The organism is Enterococcus sp. DIV1083b (assembly GCF_051713705.1).
In the GTDB taxonomy this organism is placed as follows: Bacteria; Bacillota; Bacilli; order Lactobacillales; family Enterococcaceae; genus Enterococcus_D; species Enterococcus_D casseliflavus.
The window spans coordinates 1,375,125-1,395,356 of sequence record NZ_JBIOQJ010000001.1; the positions used below are offsets into that span (position 1 = coordinate 1,375,125).

The window sequence follows — 20,232 nt, forward strand, 5'->3', positions numbered from 1 at the left end:
TATAGAAAAATGAGTAAAGTATTCAAGTGGAAAAAACAAGGAGGCGAAGCTGTTGGGCAAGCGAATCGAACGGATTTATCAATATATCGTCGAAAATACGATGAGCGGCTTAGGGGAAAAGAAAGGGTTGTCTACTTCAGAAGTTGCCGATCATTTAGCCATTCAGCGCAGTAATGCCAGTAAGGATTTAAATAAGCTTGTCAAAGAAGGGCGCGTCGAAAAAAGCGACTCGCGGCCTGTTCGCTACTGGGCGGCAGGGGTCGATCCCAGCAGTAGGGAAAAGTATGTGCCAAGCTACAAAGAAAGTCGCCCGCAAAGAGAAAAAGCCTTCCCTCAACGGGTACAAGGAAAACCCTCTGACCGAGATATTTTTGCGACGATCATCGGTGCCAACGGAAGTATGAAAAATGCTGTTGAGCAGGCGAAAGCAGCGATCTTGTATCCGCCAAAAGGGCTAAACTGCTTGATCACAGGGCCTACTGGTTCTGGAAAAACCTACTTTGCCCATGCAATGTTTCAGTTTGCCAAAAGCAATCAAGTAATTGCCGATGACAAAGAATTGATCGTCTTTAACTGTGCAGACTATGCAAATAACCCAGAGCTTTTGATGAGCCATTTGTTTGGTTATGTACGGGGGGCATTTACGGGTGCCGATCAAGAGAAGATCGGTATTATTGATCAAGCGGATGAGAGTATGTTGTTTCTCGATGAGATCCATCGATTACCGCCAGAAGGGCAAGAAATGATTTTTTACTTTATGGACCATGGAACGTTTAGTCGTTTAGGGGAGACGGGCAAAAATCATCAAGCGAATGTCCGAATCGTTGGAGCGACTACCGAAGACCCCAACTCAACGCTATTAGATACCTTTACCCGACGCATTCCTATCAATATTCAACTGCCCTTCTTTGAGAAACGACCCGCATCAGAAAAAGTCGATCTCGTTCGGGTGTTAGTCGGGCAAGAGGCGTCCCGTATTCAGCGGACGATCACCTTGACAGAAGATGTAGTCAAAGCGTTGATCGGCAGTGTCAGTTTTGGGAATATCGGTCAATTGAAATCCAATGTCCAGCTCGTCTGTGCACGGGGCTTTTTGAATCATATGCAACAAGATGAGATTGAGATCGATTTGATCGATTTGCCAGAAGGGATTCGTTCTGGATTGATCGTTTTGGGGAATCGCCGCAATGAGCTGGCGGAGCTTTCTAAGATCCTTGAACCGAAGATCAGCATTCAACCGAATCAAAACTTAAACAATATTCAATCAGATTCCTATGAATTGCCTTACAATCTCTACGACATCATCGGGGATAAAGCAGCCTTATTAAAAGCAGATGGTTTGGATCAAGAAGCAATCAATCATTTTATTTCAACCGATATCAATGTTCATTTGAAATCTTTTTATAAAGATCACGGCTTCTCTTTTAATTCTGTCAATAAACTAAGTGAATTTGTCGATCAGAAAGTGATCAGTGTAACAAATCAAATTTATGAGATGGTTCGGAAACGGTTAAATTACGATTTCCAGCAAAACTTTATTTACGCGATGAGTTTGCATATCAGTTCTTTTTTGAAAAAGATCCATTTGGGAGAAGAACGGCAAACCAACGACAACATTCGTCAAATGGTGGCGGATTACCCCCAAGAGTTCGAAGTTGCCAAAGAAGTCCGCGACTTCATCGGCGACAGCTTTCACGTGGCGATTCCTGAAAGTGAATCCTATTACTTGGCAGTTCTATTGGTTTCACTGCGTACGACACATTCCTCTGGGAAAATTGGTGTCGTTGTGGCAGCTCACGGCAACAGTACGGCTAGTAGTATGGTACAAGTAGTCAAGCAGCTGTTGGAAGTCGATCAAGTGACAGCGGTGGACATGCCATTAGATATGCCACCGGCTGTGGCGTTGAAAAAAATCGTGGATAGTGTACGAGCAGTCAATGACGGCAGTGGGGTGATCCTCTTAGTCGATATGGGGTCCTTAGCGACCTTTAATAATGAAATCCAGCGAGAAACGGGTGTGGCTGTTCGAACAGTCGATATGGTGACTACCTCCATCGTCCTCGAGACGGTCCGCAAAGCATCAGTGATCGGCACGGACCTCGATCAGCTCTATGATTCATTACGGAAGTTCCGCGGATACGGAGCGGTCACTGTGGAAGAACCAGTGACACAAAACCACCACCCTAAAGCGATTCTAGCGGTCTGCGCTTCGGGAAAAGGGACAGCGCAGCGCATCAAAGAATTGATCCAAAGCTCATTGTCAAAACGCCAAAATCAAAATGTTGACGTAGTGACCTTATCGGTGGCGGATCTGAGAACGGACTTGGATCAGATTCAACAGCGCTACCGGCTGATTGCCGCAACGGGGATCATTGATCCGCATATCGATGCACCGTTTATTTCATTAGAACGTTTTATCGACCAAGATGTTGATCTTTTGTTGGATGATATCTTATTGGAAAACGATTTGAGTTTTGAAGATGAAGTGCAGCTAGATGATCGGCAGGCAAAGGAAATCTGTGTTCGGTATTTAGAGGAAAACTTTACCTATATTAATGCGAAAAAAGTGGTAGAGCCGTTGTGGAAATTTGGCGAAGAGATCATTCACGATTTGGATTTGGTAGGGGCGCAGCAAGGCTTTCAGATCAATTTTGTGATGCATGGCGCAGGTATGCTGGAGCGGATCTTATTGCGTCAACCATTGACTGTTTCTGAAATTGATTTAGCAGCGATGGAGGAGAATCCTCTTTACGGCCAATTGCATGTGCATGTCCAATCATTTTCGCGCTTGATGAATATCGAAGTGCCGAAGACAGAAGAGTATTACCTGCTGGAGTTGATCAAAAACCATCACGAAAAAGAAATGTATTTTTAAATCCTGCAAATAATACAGATACACTAAAAAAGATACAGTATTTTTTAGTGTATCTTTTTTAGTGTATTGTCCGAATGCTGATTCTTAAGGTTTTTTCAAGAATAGTGTATCGAAAAAACTTGGCACGCTTCTTGCTTCTATATAAGTGGATACAGGAGGTGATCGAAAAAAGAACAGATCCTCAATATGAAAAGCGGATCGATGGATGTAGGAGGCTTGCACAATGGGAATGGATATACGTCTTGCCCGAATCGACGATCGGTTGATTCATGGTCAGGTCGCCACAGCTTGGTCGAAAATGACTGGTATCAATCGAATCATCGTGGTCAGTGATGAGGTCGCAAATGACCAATTACGGAAGTTTCTCTTGAAAGAAGCTGCTCCACCAGGAATCAAATCCAATGTGGTGACAGTAGCAAAAATGCTTGAGGTGGCGCATAACACATTATTTAATACGCAAAAAGTCATGTTATTATTTACCAACCCTCAAGATGTCGTGACTCTGGTCAAAGGAGGCATTGACATTCGTTCCGTCAATATCGGCGGCATGAGCTTTTCAATGGGAAAACGGATGATCACTAATTTCGTGTCAGTCAATGATCAAGATCTTGCTTCGCTGCTTTATTTGCAAAATCAAGGCATAGAAGTAGAGATACGCAAAGTTCCAGCTGATCGTAAAATCTTTTTGAAGGATATTTTGGAAAAAGAAGGTAGTCACCCTTAATTTTTTCGATGTTGTTTTTTCTTTCGTATTCGTGTCACATTTTTCAATTTTGATATAGGAGGTAAAAAGATGGTAGGAATTATCCTAGCAAGTCATGGAGAATTTGCTAACGGCATTTTGCAATCTGGTTCAATGATCTTCGGCGAACAAGAAAATGTTAAAGCTGTTACATTGATGCCAAGTGAAGGTCCAGATGACATCAAGGCAAAAATGCAAGAAGCAATTGCTACATTTGACGATCAAGAAGAAGTATTATTCTTAGTTGATCTTTGGGGTGGTACTCCTTTCAACCAAGCAAACAGCTTGTTTGAAGATCACAAAGACAAATGGGCAATCGTTGCTGGTATGAATTTACCAATGGTGATCGAAGCCTATGCTTCACGTTTTTCAATGAACACTGCGCATGAAATCGCTGCGCACATCGTTGAAACAGCTAAAGAAGGGGTTAAGGTCAAACCAGAAGAGCTTGAACCAGAAGAAGCGACAGCACCAAAAGCTGTGCAAGACGATCAACCTAAAGGATCACTTCCTCCGGGAACTGTTCTAGGCGATGGCAAAATCAAAATCGTGCTTGCGCGTGTGGATTCTCGTTTGCTACATGGTCAAGTCGCTACAGCTTGGACAAAATCAGTTAATCCATCTCGGATCATCGTTGTTTCTGATGCAGTTGCAAAAGATGATTTGCGTAAAAAACTGATCGAACAAGCAGCTCCTCCTGGAGTAAAAGCGAACGTCATTCCAGTGGACAAAATGATCGAAGTTTCTAAAGACCCTCGTTTCGGGAATACGAAAGCTTTACTATTATTTGAAAACCCACAAGATGTATTGCGTGCAGTTGAAGGCGGCGTTGACATCACTGAAGTGAACGTTGGTTCAATGGCTCACTCTGTTGGGAAAGTTGTTGTAAGTAAAGTATTGTCGATGGGTACGGACGATGTGAAGACATTTGAAGATCTAAAAGGACGCGGCATCAAATTTGATGTACGTAAAGTGCCAAATGACTCTCGAGACAACATGGACGAAATCTTACGCAAAGCCAAAAATGAATTGGCGAATAAATAGAAACGTATTCAACTAAATAGGAGGTCTATCATGACTATTATATCTATGGTATTAGTAGTACTCGTTGCCTTTTTAGCTGGTATGGAAGGAATCTTGGATGAATTCCAATTCCATCAACCGCTAGTCGCGTGTACTTTGATCGGTTTAGTGACCGGTAATTTGGAAGCATGTATCATTTTGGGCGGATCATTACAAATGATCGCACTTGGATGGGCAAATATCGGTGCCGCTGTTGCACCTGATGCTGCATTGGCGTCTGTTGCATCTGCAATTATTTTAGTTTTAGGTGGACAAGGAACTGCTGGTGTTGATACAGCGATTGCCGTTGCGATCCCTCTAGCTGTTGCTGGTTTGTTCTTGACAATGATCGTTCGTACATTGGCTGTGCCAATCGTTCACTTTATGGATGCTGCTGCTGAAGAAGGCAACATTCGTAAAATCGAAATGTGGCATGTGATCGCTGTATGTATGCAAGGGGTTCGTATTGCGATTCCTGCAGCTGCATTGTTGGCAATTCCTGCTGCAACTGTTCAAAACTTCTTAGAATCAATGCCTGCATGGTTAACTGATGGTATGGCTATCGGTGGTGGTATGGTCGTTGCCGTTGGTTATGCAATGGTTATCAACATGATGGCAACTCGTGAAGTATGGCCATTCTTCATTATCGGTTTCGTTATCGCAGCTATTTCTCAATTGACATTGATCGCTATCGGTGCTTTGGCAGTAGCAATCGCATTGATCTACTTGAACCTAACTAAAATGGGCGGATCATCAAATGGAGGCGGCGGCAGCAACACTGGCGACCCTCTAGGCGATATCTTGAATGACTATTAGAATCGAAGGAGGAGAAAAAAATGGCAGAAAAAATTCAATTAAATAAAAAAGATCGTTTAGCCGTAGCATGGCGCTCTACCTTCATTCAAGGTTCATGGAACTATGAACGTATGCAAAATGGTGGTTGGGCATTCTCAATGATTCCAGCAATCAAAAAATTATACAAAACAAAAGAAGACCGTGCCGCTGCATTGAAGCGTCACTTAGAATTCTTTAACACTCACCCATATATCGCATCGCCAATCTTAGGGGTAACATTAGCCTTAGAAGAAGAACGCGCAAATGGCGCGCCTGTCGATGACGTAGCGATCCAAGGGGTAAAAGTTGGTATGATGGGTCCTTTAGCCGGTGTCGGTGACCCTGTGTTCTGGTTTACTGTCCGTCCGATGTTAGGTGCTCTAGGTGCTTCTCTTGCTTTAGCTGGAAACATCTTAGGTCCAATCATCTTCTTCGTTGCATGGAACATCATCCGTTGGGCATTTATGTGGTACACACAAGAATTCGGCTATCGTGCTGGTTCAAAAATCACTGATGACCTTTCAGGCGGATTGTTGCAAGATGTAACAAAAGGTGCTTCAATTTTAGGGATGTTCGTATTAGGGTCACTCGTTCAGCGTTGGGTATCGATCTCATTTGCGCCAGTTGTCTCAAGCGTACCGCTTGATGAAGGTGCTTATGTCGATTGGGCGAACTTGCCTTCTGGCTCTGCTGGTTTGCAACAAGCCTTCCAACAAGTTGCTGAAGGCCGTGCGTTGACTGATACAAAAGTAACAACATTGCAAAACAACTTGGATCAATTGATTCCTGGTCTAGCTGCACTATTGCTTACTTTATTATGTATGTGGTTATTGAAGAAAAAAGTTTCTCCAATCATCATTATTATCGGTCTATTCTTAGTCGGTATCGGTGGACACTTGATCGGATTGTTATAATCTTTTCAATGAAAGGTGCTTGGGGCAACCCAAGTACCTTTTTATTTATTCGCCAAACCTGCTGCAAACACGTATAATAAGATAATAAGACGATATAGAATGGAGTAAGCGCAAATGGTACAATCTCTTAATACAAAAGTGGATTTGACGATCGATGCTACGTCTTTTTTAGGAATCAATGAGTACGGCAAAATCATGATCGGCGATAAAGCCTTTGAGTTTTACAATGACCGTGACAAACGCAAGTTTATTCAGATCCCATGGGAAGATGTCGACTATGTGATCGCTTCGGTCATGTTCAAAGGCCGTTGGATACCACGCTATGCGATCCGCACCAAAAAGAATGGCACGTATACCTTCTCCTCAAAAGAACCAAAAAAAGTCTTGCGAGCGATTCGTGAATACGTCGATCCAGACCATATGGTGCATTCATTAGGCTTTTTTGATGTATTGAAACGAGCCTTCACTCGCAGAAAATAACAAGAGAGCATATATTTTTCCAATTGATTCTCAATATGGTACCCTTTTTATAAGAAAGTTTAGGAGGGGTTAGTATGCACTTTTTATGGACATTGATCGTAGGAGCGGTCATCGGTTCAATCGGTGGTGCCATTGCAGGCGAAAAACGCGGTTGTATTTTTGATATCGTTGCAGGACTTGTAGGCGCATCGATTGGTCAAGGCCTTTTTGGCACTTGGGGACCGCAAGTAGCAGGTATGGCCATCGTGCCTGCGATTATCGGTGCGGTCATTTTCGTGGCAGTCGTATCGTTCTTTTTGGGACGTAAAAGATAATTATCAAAAAAGCAATTCATTGATTGAATTGCTTTTTTTGTGCACGGAAGCCATCATTTAGAAGAGAACAACAAAAGATCACACTGCAGTTTTGTTAAAGTACTCTATCGTTTATTCATATTGCTTGATTTTTTAGAAAACTTTTCGCTTGCTTTCCGCTTTTTCTGGAAGTTTGTTATAATACTATCGTATAGAACAAGAAAGTAGGGAACGATACATGTTAAGAGTTGAAAAATTACGTGAAGCAATGAGAAAAGATTCGATTGATGGGTTCTTGATCACCAGCCCATACAATTTGCGTTACTTGACTAACTTTACTGGGACAACTGGTTTAGCAGTCATTACGTTGGACAAAGCTTTTTTTGTAACAGATTTCCGATATACAGAGCAAGCAGCTGCCCAAGCTCAAGGTTTTGAGATCGTAAAAAATAGCGGACCGATTTTTGAAGAAGTTGCAACTATCTGCCAAAAGGAAGAAATCAATGTCTTAGCATTTGAAGAAAGTTTCGTCAGCTTTGCTGAATACTCCGTCTTAGAAGACTTGATCGAGGAATCATCCCTTGCCCCTGTATCGGGTATGATCGAGGCTTTGCGGGAAGTCAAAGATGAGGAAGAGATCGCATTGATCCAACAAGCCTGCCATATCGCCGATCAAGGATTTGAACATATTTTGAAAATGGTCCGCCCAGGAATGACAGAAATCGAAGTGGCGAATCAGTTAGATTTCTTTATGCGTTCATTAGGTGCCACAAGCGTATCTTTTGAAACGATCGTTGCTAGTGGGCTGCGTTCAGCAATGCCCCATGGGGTTGCCAGTGAAAAAGTGATCGAACAAGGCGATCTGATCACGTTAGACTTTGGCTGTTACTATCAAGGCTATGTGTCTGATATGACTAGAACCTTTGCAGTAGGAGATCCTGGCGATAAATTGAAGGAAATCTATCAAATCGTACTTGAAGCGCAAGAAAAAGTCTTGGCAGCAGCAAAACCTGGAATGACCGGAATTGAACTAGATGCGATCGCCCGGGATCACATTGCTTCCTTTGGCTACGGAGATGCCTTTGGTCATTCAACAGGCCATGGGATTGGTTTAGAGATCCACGAAGGACCAAATGTATCCTTCCGTGCTGATAAAGCATTTGTTGTCGGAAACGTCATTACAGATGAACCAGGGATCTATCTTCCAGGAATTGGCGGCGTTCGTATCGAAGATGATCTTTTGATCACCGAAACTGGCAATAAAGTGTTGACACATTCACCGAAAGAATTGATCATTCTCTGATTCATCGACCTTGTTTTTCAGAAAATTCATTGAGAATAGTGGGTTATTATAGATTCTCAGTGCAGAAAATGATAAACTTAGAGCGAGAAGAAACACTGTGCCATGGATGTTATTGATTGAATCAAGCGTTGGTTTGCTTCAATCGGAAAAAACGAGCGGTTTTTTTACAAACAATACGGTACTGCTGTTTAGAATGGAGGCAAAAACGTATGAATGAAGATAAAAACCTTGTATTAAATGCAAGTCCTGAATTAGGCGAGATCGTCATCGCGCCAGAAGTGATCGAGATCATTATTGGGATCGCTGCTTCTAAAGTGGAAGGTGTCTATGGGATGCGAGGAACACTGGCAAACAGTGTCACTGAATTACTAGGTCGCGCAGCTCATGGCAAAGGAGTCTACTTAACGATCGATGAAACAGGGATCAAAGTGGATATCTACTGCTATATCACTTATGGAATGTCAGTGCCTAAAGTGGCAATGGAGATCCAAGAGCGGGTCAAACAGCAAGTCTTATTTATGACAGATGTGCAACTGGCTGAAGTAAATGTTCATGTTGTGGCAGTCGTGCCAGAAAAAGTAGATTTACCAGACATCGAAGAATTATTTGGAAACGACGAGGAAGAAAATGAGTAAAGAATTATCACGGCATGAAATACGGAAAATGGCGTTACAAGCTTTATTTCCACTAGACTTTAATAAAGATTTAACGAAACAAGATGCCATCATGCATGCCATCGAGTTGGAACACCATGAATTGATCGATGAAGAACAAGAGCATTTTGTGCCTGTTTATTTAGATCAATTAGTGGCAGGTGTCTGTCATTACAAAGAAGCCTTGGATGAAGTCATTCAAAGTCATTTAAAATCTGGTTGGAAAATCCAGCGTTTATCAAAAATGGACGTGACGATTTTACGAATTGCTTTGTATGAAATGATCTATGTGGATAATGTGCCGAATCGTGTGGCTTTGAATGAAGCGATCGAATTAGCGAAAACCTTTAGTGACGATCAGTCCAGAAAGTTTGTCAACGGTATTTTATCGACAGTCAATCAAGAACTAGAAACAAAAGCCAACCAGGTAAGTGAGTAATTTTCAGCCCTAACACGATCGATCAAAAGAGATCAGCTTTTTTTCGATCGAGTCAGAAACCGAACGATTTATGAGCAACCGCCTTGTTTTGACGGTCCTGCTTGATCGTTCGGTTTTTTTGCACGCACTTTGTCGGTTTACCCTCGTTTTTTCCGAAAAAAGGGAGCCTTAGACGGTGTTTTTCTTTTCAGAAAATGCTATGATAGAAAACGTGAAGAAGCATATCGACAAACGATTGGTACGTTTCTTTTTACAAAATAAGTCAGTATAATCAGGTTGGAGGAGTTGTCAGAATGGGTACATTAATCAATGGAAAAGAATTGGCTGAAAAAATGCAAGCAGCGTTTCTTTCAGAGACAGCAACACTAAAAGAGCAGGGTGTGACACCGGGATTAGTTGTTTTGCTTGTTGGAGAAGACAAAGCGAGTCAGACTTATGTGAAAAATAAAGAACTAGCTGCGGCGAAAATCGGTATCAATTCCCGTGTTGCCCGCTACCCTGAATCCATTACTGAGGCAGAATTATTAGCAGAAATCGAACAGTTCAATAACGATGATGCCTTTCATGGAATTTTGGTTCAACTTCCTTTGCCAAAACATATCAATGAAGAAAAAGTACTGTTAGCCATCAAACCAGAAAAAGATGTCGACGGCTTTCATCCAATCAATTTAGGAAAATTATTCGCCGGTGTACCTGACCGAATTCCTTGTACCCCTTATGGCATCATGAAAATGTTTGCTGCGTATGGGATCGAATTGGAAGGGAAAAATGCCTTAGTGATCGGGCGCAGCAACATTGTCGGAAAACCAATGGCGCACTTGCTCTTGGGGGCAAATGCCACCGTGACTATTGCTCATTCAAAAACCAAAAATCTGCCCGAGTTGGCAAAACAAGCGGACATTTTAGTCGTGGCGATCGGCCGCGGTCATTTTGTCACAAAAGACTTTGTAAAAGAAGGGGCTGTGGTGATCGATGTTGGGATGAATCGTGATGCCAACGGCAAGTTGATCGGCGATGTGAAATTTGATGAAGTCGAACCGATCGCTAGCTATATCACCCCGGTACCTAGAGGTGTAGGTCCAATGACGATCACGATGTTGATGGCCCAAACGATCGAGGCAGCAAAGGAGACAATGAAAAACTAAATGGCGCAAGAATATTTAACGGTAACCGCATTAACAAAATATATCAAGCGTAAGTTTGACGTCGATCCGTATCTAGAGCGGGTTTATTTGACGGGGGAGATCTCCAATTTTCGTCGGCGCCCCAATCACCAATACTTTAGTTTGAAGGATGATGGTGCAAAAATTTCGACCGTCATGTTCAAAGGCGCTTTTGACAAGTTGCGCTTTCAACCAGAAGAGGGCATGAAAGTCATGGCGGTTGGGCGTATCACTCTGTATGAGGCAAGCGGAAATTACCAGATGGTGATCGATCATATGGAACCAGACGGTGTCGGCGCTCTTTATCAAGCCTATGAACAATTAAAGCAGAAATTGGCAGCAGAAGGATTATTTTCTGCACCGAAGCAGTCGTTGCCGAAATACCCGAAACGCATCGCGGTTTTGACCAGTCCTAGTGGGGCGGTGATCAGAGATATCATCACGACGACACAGCGGCGTTACCCCATTGCTCAGATCGTTTTGTATCCAACCGTGGTACAAGGCAATAAAGCTGCGGATGATGTGGTGAAAAATATCCAACGAGTCGAAGCCGATGGGACCTTTGATACTATGATCATCGGACGTGGGGGTGGATCGATCGAGGACCTCTGGCCTTTCAATGAAGAACGAGTGGCAAGAGCCATTTTTGATGCAAAAACCCCCATTATTTCTTCAGTGGGGCATGAAACCGATACGACGATTGCTGATTTAGTGGCGGATGTGCGGGCGGCAACTCCGACCGCCGCTGCCGAATTAGCGGTGCCAGTGCTGTCGGAGGAGATTTTGCGGATCGAAGAAAGACAAGCCCGATTAGAGCAAGCATTTATGCACCAGATCCAGTACAAACAAGAACGCTATCAGCGAGTGATTGGATCGTATGTTTTTCGACAACCAGAGCGCTTGTATGAGGCACAATCCATCAAACTCGATCAGTTGCAGCAGCGGATGCAGCAAGGCTTGCAAACCTTGCTTTATGACAAGGATCGCCAGGCACAGCAATTGATTTCACGGTTGGCACAACAACAACCAAAAGCGCGATTACAAGCCAGCAATCAAGAGGTCAGCTATTTTTCTCAACGCTTAACGAAAGCCATGAAAGATATCTATGCAGCAAAAGAAAATCAATTTGCAAATGCAGTCCAATCCCTTGATTTGTTAAGCCCACTAAAAATCATGGGACGCGGCTACAGCTATACCACGAAAAATGAGCAGGTGATCAAATCGATTGATGCGATCGAGCCAGAAGATCAGCTGACGATCCATTACCAAGATGGCCAAGCGCTTGTCGAAGTTATTAGTACAGAAGGAGTTAATCATGGCAAATCCAACATTTGAAGAATCATTACAAGAATTAGAACAAATCGTAACCCGTTTGGAACAAGGTGATGTTCCATTGGAAGAAGCGTTAGATGCTTTTCAAAAAGGCATGGTTTTGAGCAAGCAATGCAAGGACACCTTGAGTAAAGCGGAAAAATCCTTAACAAAAATGATGACTGAATCCAATGAAGAAGTCCCCTTTGAAGAGGAAAGCCAATGAGTGCTTTGAAGGAATTTACGAAAGAACACGCCCCATTGATCGAAGAAGTTATGGAACGTTTTGTCAAAGAACACACTTCTGATCAACGACTATTTGAAAGCATGCAGTATTCGATCCAAGCTGGCGGCAAACGCATTCGCCCGCTTTTATTGGCAGCAACAGTCGCCGCTTTTCACAAACCCATCAATACCGCGGTGTACCAGTGTGCAGCAGCCCTAGAAATGGTGCATACGTATTCGCTGATCCATGATGATCTGCCAGCAATGGACAACGATGATCTGCGTCGAGGCAAACCCACCAACCATAAGGTTTTTGGTGAAGCTTTAGCGATTTTAGCTGGAGATGGTCTTTTGACGGCTGCGTTTCAATTAGTCGCTATGGCGGAAATCGAAGCCAATCAAAAAGTCTTGCTGCTGCAGCAGTTGAGTAAAGCAGCGGGCACGCAAGGGATGGTTGCCGGCCAAGCAGCTGATATTCAAGGGGAGAACCAAGCGCTTCGTCTTGAGGAGCTGATGTCAATCCATGAACGAAAGACTGGAGAATTGATCCGCTTTGCGGTGATTGCTGGTGGTGTCTTAGCCGACCAGACGGAAGAGGTTCTGCATGAATTGGATCGCTTTGCCCAGCATATTGGGTTAGCCTTTCAAATTCGCGACGATCTGTTAGATGCCACTAGTACAACCGAAGAGCTAGGCAAAGTTGTCCGCCGAGATGACGAGTTGGCGAAAAGTACCTATCCTGCTTTACTTGGCTTAGCAGGCGCGCAGCAAGCCTTGACTGAAGAATTGGGCAAAGCCAAAGAAATTCTGGCACAGTTAAGCCAATACGGTCAATTTACGCAGGATGTTTTATTAGCATTTGTGGAACGATTTGAGATTCGAGGGAACGCATGAAGAAAGAACGAGTAGATGTTTTAGCTGTCCAGCAAGGCCTCTTTGAGACCCGCGAGCAAGCCAAACGAGGAGTGATGGCTGGATTGGTGTACAAAGAAAAAAACAATGAGCGCTTAGATAAGCCTGGAGAAAAAATTGCCGCAGATACACTTCTGCAGATCAAAGGGAAGAAGCTGCCTTATGTTTCTCGTGGTGGTCTCAAGTTAGAAAAAGCACTCAAAGTTTTTGATTTTGACGTAACCGATAAAATCATGTTAGATATCGGCGCTTCCACCGGTGGCTTTACTGATGTGGCGCTGCAAAATGGCGCCAAAAAAAGCTATGCACTGGATGTCGGTTACAATCAGTTAGCATGGAAGCTGCGGCAAGATGAGCGAGTGATCGTAATGGAACGGGTCAACTTCCGTTATGCAAAACCAACAGACTTCCTGGATGGTCTTCCTGAAGCCGCTACGATCGATGTTTCTTTTATTTCACTTAAACTGATCTTACCTCCCCTTTACGATATTTTGGTAGCGGATGGCGAAGTGATGGCGCTGATCAAACCACAATTTGAAGCGGGCAAAGAAGCGGTCGGAAAAAATGGGATCGTTCGTGACCCCAAAACCCATGAACGAGTGTTGGAGGAAGTACTGGCATTCGCTAAGAAAACAAACTTCGATGTATTAAACCTAAGTTTTTCACCAATCACTGGTGGCGAAGGGAATATCGAGTTTATCGTACATTTAAAGAAAAGCCTGCAAGAAGGCACCGCAGCAGGGATCGACATCCCGAAAGTTGTTGCATCAGCACATGAGACCTTTCATCAACCAAAATAAAGAATGGAAGAGAGTGGACATTTTACTTGTCGGCTCTCTTTCTTTCTTGCGCAAAATAGGATAAAATTAGTAGGAATTCATTCAGGAGGAACAAGAGATGAGAAAAAAAGAACGGCATCGCTTGATTACACGATTGTTAAGTGAACAAGATATTCAGAAACAAGAAGATTTTGTCGAGTTGTTAAAAGATCGCGGCGTCTCAGTCACACAAGCAACCATATCAAGGGATATCAAGGAATTGAAGTTAGTGAAAGTTCCTTCCCAAAAAGGCGGCTATCGCTATAGTATTCCACAAGAGACAACGGAAGACGTGAGTGGTAAACTAGATAAAATCCTAAAAACGGCGTTTGTTTCTGTCGATCGAATGGACAAATTTGTGATCCTGCGCACACTGCCTGGCAATGCTTCGGCTTTGGCGAATTTGATCGATAAGCGTTATGCCAAAGAATTATTTGGCACGCTAAACGATGATGACAACGTCTTGATGATCACCAGAACAGAAGCAGATACCGAGAACCTATTCAAGGATTTCCAACGTTACGTATAAAAGAGGAGGCAAGGGATGCTTTTAGAATTGTCGATCCAAAATTTTGCGATTATCTCCAACTTGCACCTGTCTTTTCATGAGGGGATGACGGCTCTAACAGGTGAAACAGGTGCTGGAAAATCAATCATTATCGATGCGATGGGCTTACTAGCAGGTGGCAGAGGATCCAGTGACTATTTGCGTCAAGGCGCAGAAAAATGCCGTTTGGAAGGGATTTTTGAATGGCCGAATCAGCAGGAGTTCAAAGAATTGACTGCCGATCTGGGTATTGATGAAGAAGAAGTTCTGATCGTACAACGGGATATCTCTCAATCGGGTAAAACTATTTGTCGTGTGAATGGTCGAACCGTTACCTTGTCGGTTTTGCGCCAAATCGGCTTGTTTTTAGTTGATATCCAAGGACAAAATGAGCATCAAGAGCTACTGCAGCCAGAAAAACATTTGGCGTTGATGGATGGTTTTGGAGATGATGCCTTTAAAGCGGAACTTGCAAGTTACCGTCAAGCCTATCAAGCCTATCGCTCCTTAGAAAAACATGTGCGGACCATTCAAGAAAATGAGCAGCTCTATGTGCAGCGAATGGACATGCTGCGTTTTCAACAAGAAGAGATTGCCCAAGCGGAATTGATGGAAAATGAAGAAGAGCAGCTGATCGATGAACGAGAAAAACTGACCAATTATCAAAAAATCGTGGATGCTCTAGGGCAAAGCTATGGCGCTCTATCCGCCGAAGAAGTTAATAGCCTAGATGGGGTCAGTGTAGCTCTATCAGAAATCCAGTCGATCGCCCATCTTGATCCCGCGTATGAAAAAATCAGTGAAGCGATTCAAAGTGCGTATTACTTGTTGCAAGATGCAGCCACTGATATTTCGCGGCAAGTCGACAACCTTGAATTAGATGAAGGCCGACTGGAAGAAGTCATTTCACGGCTGGAAACGATTCGTCAATTGAAGCGCAAATACGGGGAGTCGATTCCTGTGATCCTTGCTTATTATGATGAGATCAGTAAAGAAATCAGCGAATCAGCCTATACGGAAGGTCAGTTGGAGCAATTAGAAGAAGAGCTTGCCCAAAAAGCTGAAGCAGTTTGGCAGCTGGCGGAAGCCTTGCACGTCAAACGACGTGAATTGGCTCATCGTTTAGAAAAAGAAATCGTTCAAGAGTTAAAAGAGCTGTATATGGAGCACGCGCAATTTGAAGTACGGTTTGCATCTGGCTCAAAACAATTAAGCAGCAGCGGCTTTGATACCGTGGAGTTTTATTTGACCACCAACCCCGGTGAAGGCATGAAACCGTTAGTGCGAGTTGCTTCTGGAGGAGAGCTTTCCCGGATCTTATTAGCGCTTAAATCGATTTTCTCCCGCAAGCAAGGAATCACTAGTATTGTCTTTGATGAGGTGGATACTGGGGTCAGTGGCCGAGTAGCTCAGGCGATCGCCGAAAAAATCGCCAAGATCGCTGCGAATTCGCAAGTCTTGTGTATCACCCACTTGCCGCAAGTAGCGGCTGTGGCGGACAATCAATATTTTATCGAAAAAGCAATTCAAGAAGGTCGGACAGAAACCCATGTCCGTAAATTATCAGAAGAAGAACGAGTGGCTGAGATCGCCCGTATGCTCTCAGGTGCAGAAATCACCGATTTAACGATCGAACATGCACGAGAACTATTGGCGCTGGCTCACCGATAAAAATTGGAAACACTTATAGAAAGATTCAGGAGATGATGGACCCGCAACTTTCGTCTGCCATCCTTTCCTGATCTTCTTTTTTTGCAGGAGGATATGATGAGAAAAAGAACAAAAGTTTTGATCGGTGTATTGATCACCGTTGTTATTTTAACTATTGCCGGTTGGGTCGGTTGGCAACAACTGCATTACCCAGCAGTGGATGCTGCAGTTACAGCAGCGAAAGAGGCAGATGATGAGGGAAATGTCCTCTATTTTGCTGGAGATGAAGAAAAGCCTTTGGTTATTTTCTATCCTGGTGCTCTTGTCGATGCCGAAAGCTATAGTGTATGGGCAGCAGGTTTAGCGGAAAAAGGCTATCCTGTCGCGATTGTTAAAATGCCCTTTAACATGGCTGTTTTAGCAGGCAATCGAGCAGAAGAGGTCTTGAAAGAAATTCCTCATAGCTCTTATGTCATTGGCGGTCATTCATTAGGTGGCGTCATGGCAAGCCGTTTTGCAGCGAATCAGTTGGCTGAAAACGACAACGAGTTAAAAGGCGTCTTTTTCTTTGCTAGTTACCCAGATGAAAAAGGATCCTTAGCTGATCAATCGATTGCTGTGTTGTCACTCTCAGGCAGTCAAGACCAAGTAGTGAATCAAGAAAATTGGCAGGCTGCCCGCAGCCTCCTTCCAGAAACTACGACGTTCCAAACGATCGAAGGCGGCAATCATGCTGGCTTTGGTACCTATGGGTTACAAAAAGGAGAAGCAGCAGCGGATCTACCAAATGAAGCACAGCAAGAAGCCATTATTGAGCAGATGGCAGCATGGTTAAGTGAATTAGAATAAAAAAAAGACGGCAGAAGATGCATAGGAATGCTTCTTTCTGCCGTTTCGATTCAACAGACATTTTGGGGAAATGTTGATGAAATCGTGAAAACGCTGAACATAACAACATATTGTACTTGATTGGGGAAGCAAGATTAATAATTATGTTCTTTTTAAAATACGTTTCCTCTCACAGTATAGCACAGCATACCTTCTGGATGCACGTAATTTAATTAAGAAATCTTGTCATTCTATTTACAAAATAGTTATTTTGTAAAAGAAAAAAAGCGTTTTAAATAAAGGGACAGACTCAGCTTAAGAAAAAAAAGCAAATAATAATTTTCATTGATTTCAACTAATGGTAAAATGAAAATAATTGATTATTATAATCAATGACTTTCGAAAGTACAAGGAGCGTTATGATGAAAAAATTAAAACTTCTAAGTCCTATCATCGGATTGGTTATTTTACTCTCAGGATGTGCAAGCTGGGCAGATCGAGGAGAATCGATCACAGCAGTCGGGTCTTCTGCCTTGCAGCCACTCGTAGAAACCGTTGCAGAAGAATTTCAAAACTCAAATCCTGGGCGATTTATCAATGTCCAAGGAGGCGGGAGCGGCACTGGGTTAAGTCAAGTCCAAGCAGGTGCAGTCGATATTGGGAATTCTGATTTGTTTGCAGAAGAAAAGCCAGGGATCGATGCGGATGCACTCGTTGACCACCGAGTGGCAACGGTGGGTATCACACCGATCGTCAACAAAGGCGTTGGGATCACGGATATTTCAACAGAGGACTTAAAAAATATCTTCTTAGGAAATATTACAAATTGGCGTGAAGTTGGCGGAAATGATCTGCCCATCGTTTTGTTGAATCGAGCGACAGGTAGTGGTACGAGAAGCACGTTTGAAAAATGGATCATGGATGGTGAAACAGCGATTCCTTCCCAAGAGCAAGATTCTAGTGGGATGGTCCGTTCGATCGTTTCAGATACACCAGGTGCCATCAGTTATGTTGCATTTTCTTATGTAACGGATGAAGTCAACGTCCTTTCGATCGATGGGGTTCAACCAACGATTGAAAATGTAACGACCAATGATTGGAAAGTTTGGGCTTACGAGCATATGTATACAAAAGGAGAACCAACGGGATTAACCGCTGAATTTCTCGAATATATGCTTTCTGATGAAGTACAAGAGCATATCGTCGGGGATCTGGGTTATATTCCAATTTCCATCATGCAGGTGGAAAGAGATTGGGAAGGCAACATCGTCGAGTAATCTTTACACAAAATTTACACAAGCTTTAACAGAAATTGATGTTGAACCGATAAACTAATGGTTATGAGTTTAGTTTGATTTTTGAGGAGGAACCCTCGTGGAAAATGTAAAAGAAGTGTTAACAAAAAAATCCAAGCGCGCAAGAATGGAACAAAGAGGAAAGCTGGTTAGCTTTCTATGTATTGCGTTGATTGTATTGGTTGTGATCTCCATTTTTTATTTCGTTGCTAGCCGTGGATTAGCGACATTCTTTGTAGACAAAGTCAATGTTTTCGACTTTTTGTTTGGTACGCAATGGAATCCAAGTGCTGTTGGTCCTGATGGCCAACCATTAGTAGGTGCTTTACCGATGATCCTTGGTTCGTTCTTCGTAACCTTCCTATCAGCGATCGTCGCAACACCATTTGCGATCGGTGCAGCAGTCTTTATGGTGGAGATCTCCCCTCGTAACGGAGAGAAGATTTTGCAGCCCGTTATCGAACTATTAGTCGGTATTCCTTCTGTAGTTTATGGTTTTATCGGTTTGTCTGTCATTGTACCTGCAGTCCGTTCGGTTTTTGGCGGTACAGGGTTTGGGATCTTGGCGGGGACCTTTGTCCTATTTATCATGATTTTGCCGACAGTGACTACGATGACTGTCGATGCGTTACGGGCAGTCCCTCGGCACTACCGTGAGGCATCCTTAGCTTTAGGTGCAACACGCTGGCAAACGATCTATAAAGTTGTTTTACGAGCAGCTGTCCCTGGGATTTTAACGGCAGTTGTTTTCGGAATGGCTCGCGCATTTGGGGAAGCATTGGCGATCCAAATGGTTATCGGTAATGCGGCATTGATGCCGACGAGCTTAGTGACACCTGCATCAACATTGACATCGATCTTAACCATGGGTATTGGGAATACGATCATGGGAACAGTCCAAAACAACGTTCTATGGTCATTAGCCTTGATTCTCTTATTGATGTCCTTACTATTTAACATTGTCATTCGCTTTATTGGGAAGAAAGGAGCATTGAAATAATGAATGCAAAACGTTCAGATAAAATTGCTACCGGCGTCTTGTATGCTGTTGCTGGAGTCATTGTTTTGATTTTGGCTTCCTTACTATTGTACATTTTGGTACGTGGTATTCCCCATATCAATTGGGAGTTTCTGACTTCTTCTTCAAAAGCATATCAAGAAGGTGGCGGGATCGGCATCCAATTGTTCAATTCCCTATACTTGCTTTTAGTGACAATGATCATTAGTTTTCCGATTTCTTTAGGAGCGGGGATCTACTTATCAGAATATGCGAAGAAAAACTGGTTGACGGATATCATTCGGACATCGATCGAAATCTTGAGTTCACTGCCTTCTGTGGTTGTCGGTCTTTTTGGTTTCTTGGTCTTTGTTATCCAGTTTGGTTATGGCTTTTCGATCATTTCAGGTGCCTTGGCATTGACTTTCTTCAATTTGCCACTATTGACTAGAAATGTGGAAGAATCTCTACAAGCGATTCATTATACGCAGCGTGAAGCGGGCTTGTCGTTAGGCTTATCCCGTTGGGAAACTGTCACACGCATCATTGTTCCAGAAGCAACACCAGGGATTTTGACTGGGGTCATTCTAAGTTCTGGTCGGATTTTTGGTGAAGCGGCAGCGCTAATCTACACTGCAGGACAAAGTGCACCGGCCCTTGATTTTACAAACTGGAATCCATTGAGTGTTTCCAGCCCGATCGGTCTTTTCCGACAAGCGGAGACGCTGGCAGTCCATATTTGGAAAATCAATACAGAAGGTACGATGCCTGATGGCGCTCAAGTTTCAGCCGGGGCTTCCGCGGTATTGATCATTGCCGTCTTGCTATTTAACTTTGGCGCCCGTGCAGCTGGCAAACGGTTGTACAAGAAAATGACGTCAGCATAAGGAG

21 protein-coding genes are annotated in these 20,232 nt (G+C 43.3%); all 21 read left to right on the forward strand.

All coding sequences use genetic code 11. From position 1 onward, the window contains the following. Positions 1–100 precede the first annotated feature (100 nt). The 21 genes from IGI69_RS06325 to pstA all read left to right on the forward strand — a co-directional run bounded on the left by IGI69_RS06325 (position 101) and on the right by pstA (position 20,228). Positions 101–2,875: a sigma-54-dependent transcriptional regulator gene (locus tag IGI69_RS06325; protein ID WP_060792504.1), complete on the forward strand. Its 2,775-nt coding sequence runs from the start codon at positions 101–103 to the stop codon at positions 2,873–2,875. A gap of 229 nt (positions 2,876–3,104) precedes the next feature. Next, positions 3,105–3,599, forward strand: coding sequence for a PTS system mannose/fructose/N-acetylgalactosamine-transporter subunit IIB (locus IGI69_RS06330; RefSeq protein WP_026008065.1), 495 nt, complete (start codon positions 3,105–3,107; stop codon positions 3,597–3,599). Positions 3,600–3,668: 69 nt separating this feature from the next. Then, positions 3,669–4,661, forward strand: coding sequence for a mannose/fructose/sorbose PTS transporter subunit IIA (locus IGI69_RS06335; RefSeq protein ID WP_005225763.1), 993 nt, complete (start codon positions 3,669–3,671; stop codon positions 4,659–4,661). Between the two features lie 30 nt (positions 4,662–4,691). Continuing rightward, entirely contained in the window at positions 4,692–5,495 is an 804-nt protein-coding gene (locus tag IGI69_RS06340; RefSeq protein WP_005225764.1) for a PTS mannose/fructose/sorbose transporter subunit IIC, read from the forward strand. 20 nt (positions 5,496–5,515) lie between these two features. Continuing rightward, the gene (locus IGI69_RS06345) at positions 5,516–6,427 is read left to right on the forward strand and encodes a PTS system mannose/fructose/sorbose family transporter subunit IID (RefSeq protein ID WP_005225765.1); all 912 of its coding nucleotides are present in this window, start codon (positions 5,516–5,518) and stop codon (positions 6,425–6,427) included. A 114-nt stretch (positions 6,428–6,541) separates the two neighbouring features. After that, complete coding sequence (locus IGI69_RS06350) at positions 6,542–6,907, forward strand: DUF956 family protein (RefSeq protein ID WP_005225766.1); 366 nt, start codon at positions 6,542–6,544, stop codon at positions 6,905–6,907. Positions 6,908–6,981: 74 nt separating this feature from the next. Beyond that, entirely contained in the window at positions 6,982–7,221 is a 240-nt protein-coding gene (locus IGI69_RS06355) for a GlsB/YeaQ/YmgE family stress response membrane protein (protein WP_005225767.1), read from the forward strand. 217 nt (positions 7,222–7,438) lie between these two features. Next, positions 7,439–8,503, forward strand: coding sequence for a M24 family metallopeptidase (locus IGI69_RS06360; protein WP_005225769.1), 1,065 nt, complete (start codon positions 7,439–7,441; stop codon positions 8,501–8,503). A 209-nt stretch (positions 8,504–8,712) separates the two neighbouring features. After that, positions 8,713–9,138, forward strand: a complete 426-nt coding sequence (locus tag IGI69_RS06365) for an Asp23/Gls24 family envelope stress response protein (RefSeq protein ID WP_005225770.1) — start codon at positions 8,713–8,715, stop codon at positions 9,136–9,138. Continuing rightward, on the forward strand, positions 9,131–9,595 hold the full coding sequence (nusB, locus tag IGI69_RS06370) for a transcription antitermination factor NusB (protein WP_271292600.1): 465 nt from the start codon (positions 9,131–9,133) through the stop codon (positions 9,593–9,595). The genes IGI69_RS06365 and nusB overlap by 8 nt, the downstream gene beginning before the upstream one ends. A 293-nt stretch (positions 9,596–9,888) precedes the next feature. Then, a complete protein-coding gene (locus tag IGI69_RS06375; RefSeq protein ID WP_005235351.1) occupies positions 9,889–10,740 on the forward strand; it encodes a bifunctional methylenetetrahydrofolate dehydrogenase/methenyltetrahydrofolate cyclohydrolase in 852 nt (283 codons plus the stop codon). Then, entirely contained in the window at positions 10,741–12,093 is a 1,353-nt protein-coding gene (xseA, locus tag IGI69_RS06380; protein WP_438740112.1) for an exodeoxyribonuclease VII large subunit, read from the forward strand. It abuts the gene before it with no gap. Next, positions 12,074–12,295: an exodeoxyribonuclease VII small subunit gene (locus tag IGI69_RS06385; RefSeq protein ID WP_005225774.1), complete on the forward strand. Its 222-nt coding sequence runs from the start codon at positions 12,074–12,076 to the stop codon at positions 12,293–12,295. Before xseA ends, IGI69_RS06385 begins: the two co-directional genes overlap by 20 nt. Further along, positions 12,292–13,188, forward strand: a complete 897-nt coding sequence (locus tag IGI69_RS06390; RefSeq protein ID WP_081116532.1) for a polyprenyl synthetase family protein — start codon at positions 12,292–12,294, stop codon at positions 13,186–13,188. Before IGI69_RS06385 ends, IGI69_RS06390 begins: the two co-directional genes overlap by 4 nt. Beyond that, entirely contained in the window at positions 13,185–14,006 is an 822-nt protein-coding gene (locus tag IGI69_RS06395) for a TlyA family RNA methyltransferase (RefSeq protein ID WP_151195330.1), read from the forward strand. Before IGI69_RS06390 ends, IGI69_RS06395 begins: the two co-directional genes overlap by 4 nt. Positions 14,007–14,103: 97 nt before the next feature. Further along, entirely contained in the window at positions 14,104–14,553 is a 450-nt protein-coding gene (argR, locus tag IGI69_RS06400) for an arginine repressor (protein ID WP_005225777.1), read from the forward strand. Positions 14,554–14,568: 15 nt separating this feature from the next. Next, positions 14,569–16,242: a DNA repair protein RecN gene (gene recN / locus IGI69_RS06405; protein ID WP_016610293.1), complete on the forward strand. Its 1,674-nt coding sequence runs from the start codon at positions 14,569–14,571 to the stop codon at positions 16,240–16,242. Between the two features lie 96 nt (positions 16,243–16,338). Next, positions 16,339–17,070 (forward strand): alpha/beta hydrolase, encoded by a 732-nt coding sequence (locus IGI69_RS06410; protein WP_205905082.1) that lies wholly within the window; start codon positions 16,339–16,341, stop codon positions 17,068–17,070. Between the two features lie 401 nt (positions 17,071–17,471). Continuing rightward, entirely contained in the window at positions 17,472–18,326 is an 855-nt protein-coding gene (locus tag IGI69_RS06415; protein WP_010748000.1) for a phosphate ABC transporter substrate-binding protein PstS, read from the forward strand. A 97-nt stretch (positions 18,327–18,423) separates the two neighbouring features. Then, the gene (gene pstC / locus IGI69_RS06420; protein WP_005225781.1) at positions 18,424–19,344 is read left to right on the forward strand and encodes a phosphate ABC transporter permease subunit PstC; all 921 of its coding nucleotides are present in this window, start codon (positions 18,424–18,426) and stop codon (positions 19,342–19,344) included. Further along, on the forward strand, positions 19,344–20,228 hold the full coding sequence (gene pstA / locus IGI69_RS06425) for a phosphate ABC transporter permease PstA (RefSeq protein ID WP_005225782.1): 885 nt from the start codon (positions 19,344–19,346) through the stop codon (positions 20,226–20,228). Before pstC ends, pstA begins: the two co-directional genes overlap by 1 nt. Positions 20,229–20,232 lie beyond the last annotated feature (4 nt).

Excerpts from the sequence above, each read along its gene's own strand:
- IGI69_RS06325 (WP_060792504.1), top strand. The coding sequence starts at position 101 with ATGAGCGGCTTAGGGGAAAAGAAAGGGTTGTCTACTTCAGAAGTTGCC.
- IGI69_RS06330 (WP_026008065.1), top strand. The coding sequence starts at position 3,105 with ATGGATATACGTCTTGCCCGAATCGACGATCGGTTGATTCATGGTCAG.
- IGI69_RS06335 (WP_005225763.1), top strand. The coding sequence starts at position 3,669 with ATGGTAGGAATTATCCTAGCAAGTCATGGAGAATTTGCTAACGGCATT.
- IGI69_RS06340 (WP_005225764.1), top strand. The coding sequence starts at position 4,692 with ATGACTATTATATCTATGGTATTAGTAGTACTCGTTGCCTTTTTAGCT.
- IGI69_RS06345 (WP_005225765.1), top strand. The coding sequence starts at position 5,516 with ATGGCAGAAAAAATTCAATTAAATAAAAAAGATCGTTTAGCCGTAGCA.
- IGI69_RS06350 (WP_005225766.1), top strand. The coding sequence starts at position 6,542 with ATGGTACAATCTCTTAATACAAAAGTGGATTTGACGATCGATGCTACG.
- IGI69_RS06355 (WP_005225767.1), top strand. The coding sequence starts at position 6,982 with ATGCACTTTTTATGGACATTGATCGTAGGAGCGGTCATCGGTTCAATC.
- IGI69_RS06360 (WP_005225769.1), top strand. The coding sequence starts at position 7,439 with ATGTTAAGAGTTGAAAAATTACGTGAAGCAATGAGAAAAGATTCGATT.
- IGI69_RS06365 (WP_005225770.1), top strand. The coding sequence starts at position 8,713 with ATGAATGAAGATAAAAACCTTGTATTAAATGCAAGTCCTGAATTAGGC.
- nusB (WP_271292600.1), top strand. The coding sequence starts at position 9,131 with ATGAGTAAAGAATTATCACGGCATGAAATACGGAAAATGGCGTTACAA.
- IGI69_RS06375 (WP_005235351.1), top strand. The coding sequence starts at position 9,889 with ATGGGTACATTAATCAATGGAAAAGAATTGGCTGAAAAAATGCAAGCA.
- xseA (WP_438740112.1), top strand. The coding sequence starts at position 10,741 with ATGGCGCAAGAATATTTAACGGTAACCGCATTAACAAAATATATCAAG.
- IGI69_RS06385 (WP_005225774.1), top strand. The coding sequence starts at position 12,074 with ATGGCAAATCCAACATTTGAAGAATCATTACAAGAATTAGAACAAATC.
- IGI69_RS06390 (WP_081116532.1), top strand. The coding sequence starts at position 12,292 with ATGAGTGCTTTGAAGGAATTTACGAAAGAACACGCCCCATTGATCGAA.
- IGI69_RS06395 (WP_151195330.1), top strand. The coding sequence starts at position 13,185 with ATGAAGAAAGAACGAGTAGATGTTTTAGCTGTCCAGCAAGGCCTCTTT.
- argR (WP_005225777.1), top strand. The coding sequence starts at position 14,104 with ATGAGAAAAAAAGAACGGCATCGCTTGATTACACGATTGTTAAGTGAA.
- recN (WP_016610293.1), top strand. The coding sequence starts at position 14,569 with ATGCTTTTAGAATTGTCGATCCAAAATTTTGCGATTATCTCCAACTTG.
- IGI69_RS06410 (WP_205905082.1), top strand. The coding sequence starts at position 16,339 with ATGAGAAAAAGAACAAAAGTTTTGATCGGTGTATTGATCACCGTTGTT.
- IGI69_RS06415 (WP_010748000.1), top strand. The coding sequence starts at position 17,472 with ATGAAAAAATTAAAACTTCTAAGTCCTATCATCGGATTGGTTATTTTA.
- pstA (WP_005225782.1), top strand. The coding sequence starts at position 19,344 with ATGAATGCAAAACGTTCAGATAAAATTGCTACCGGCGTCTTGTATGCT.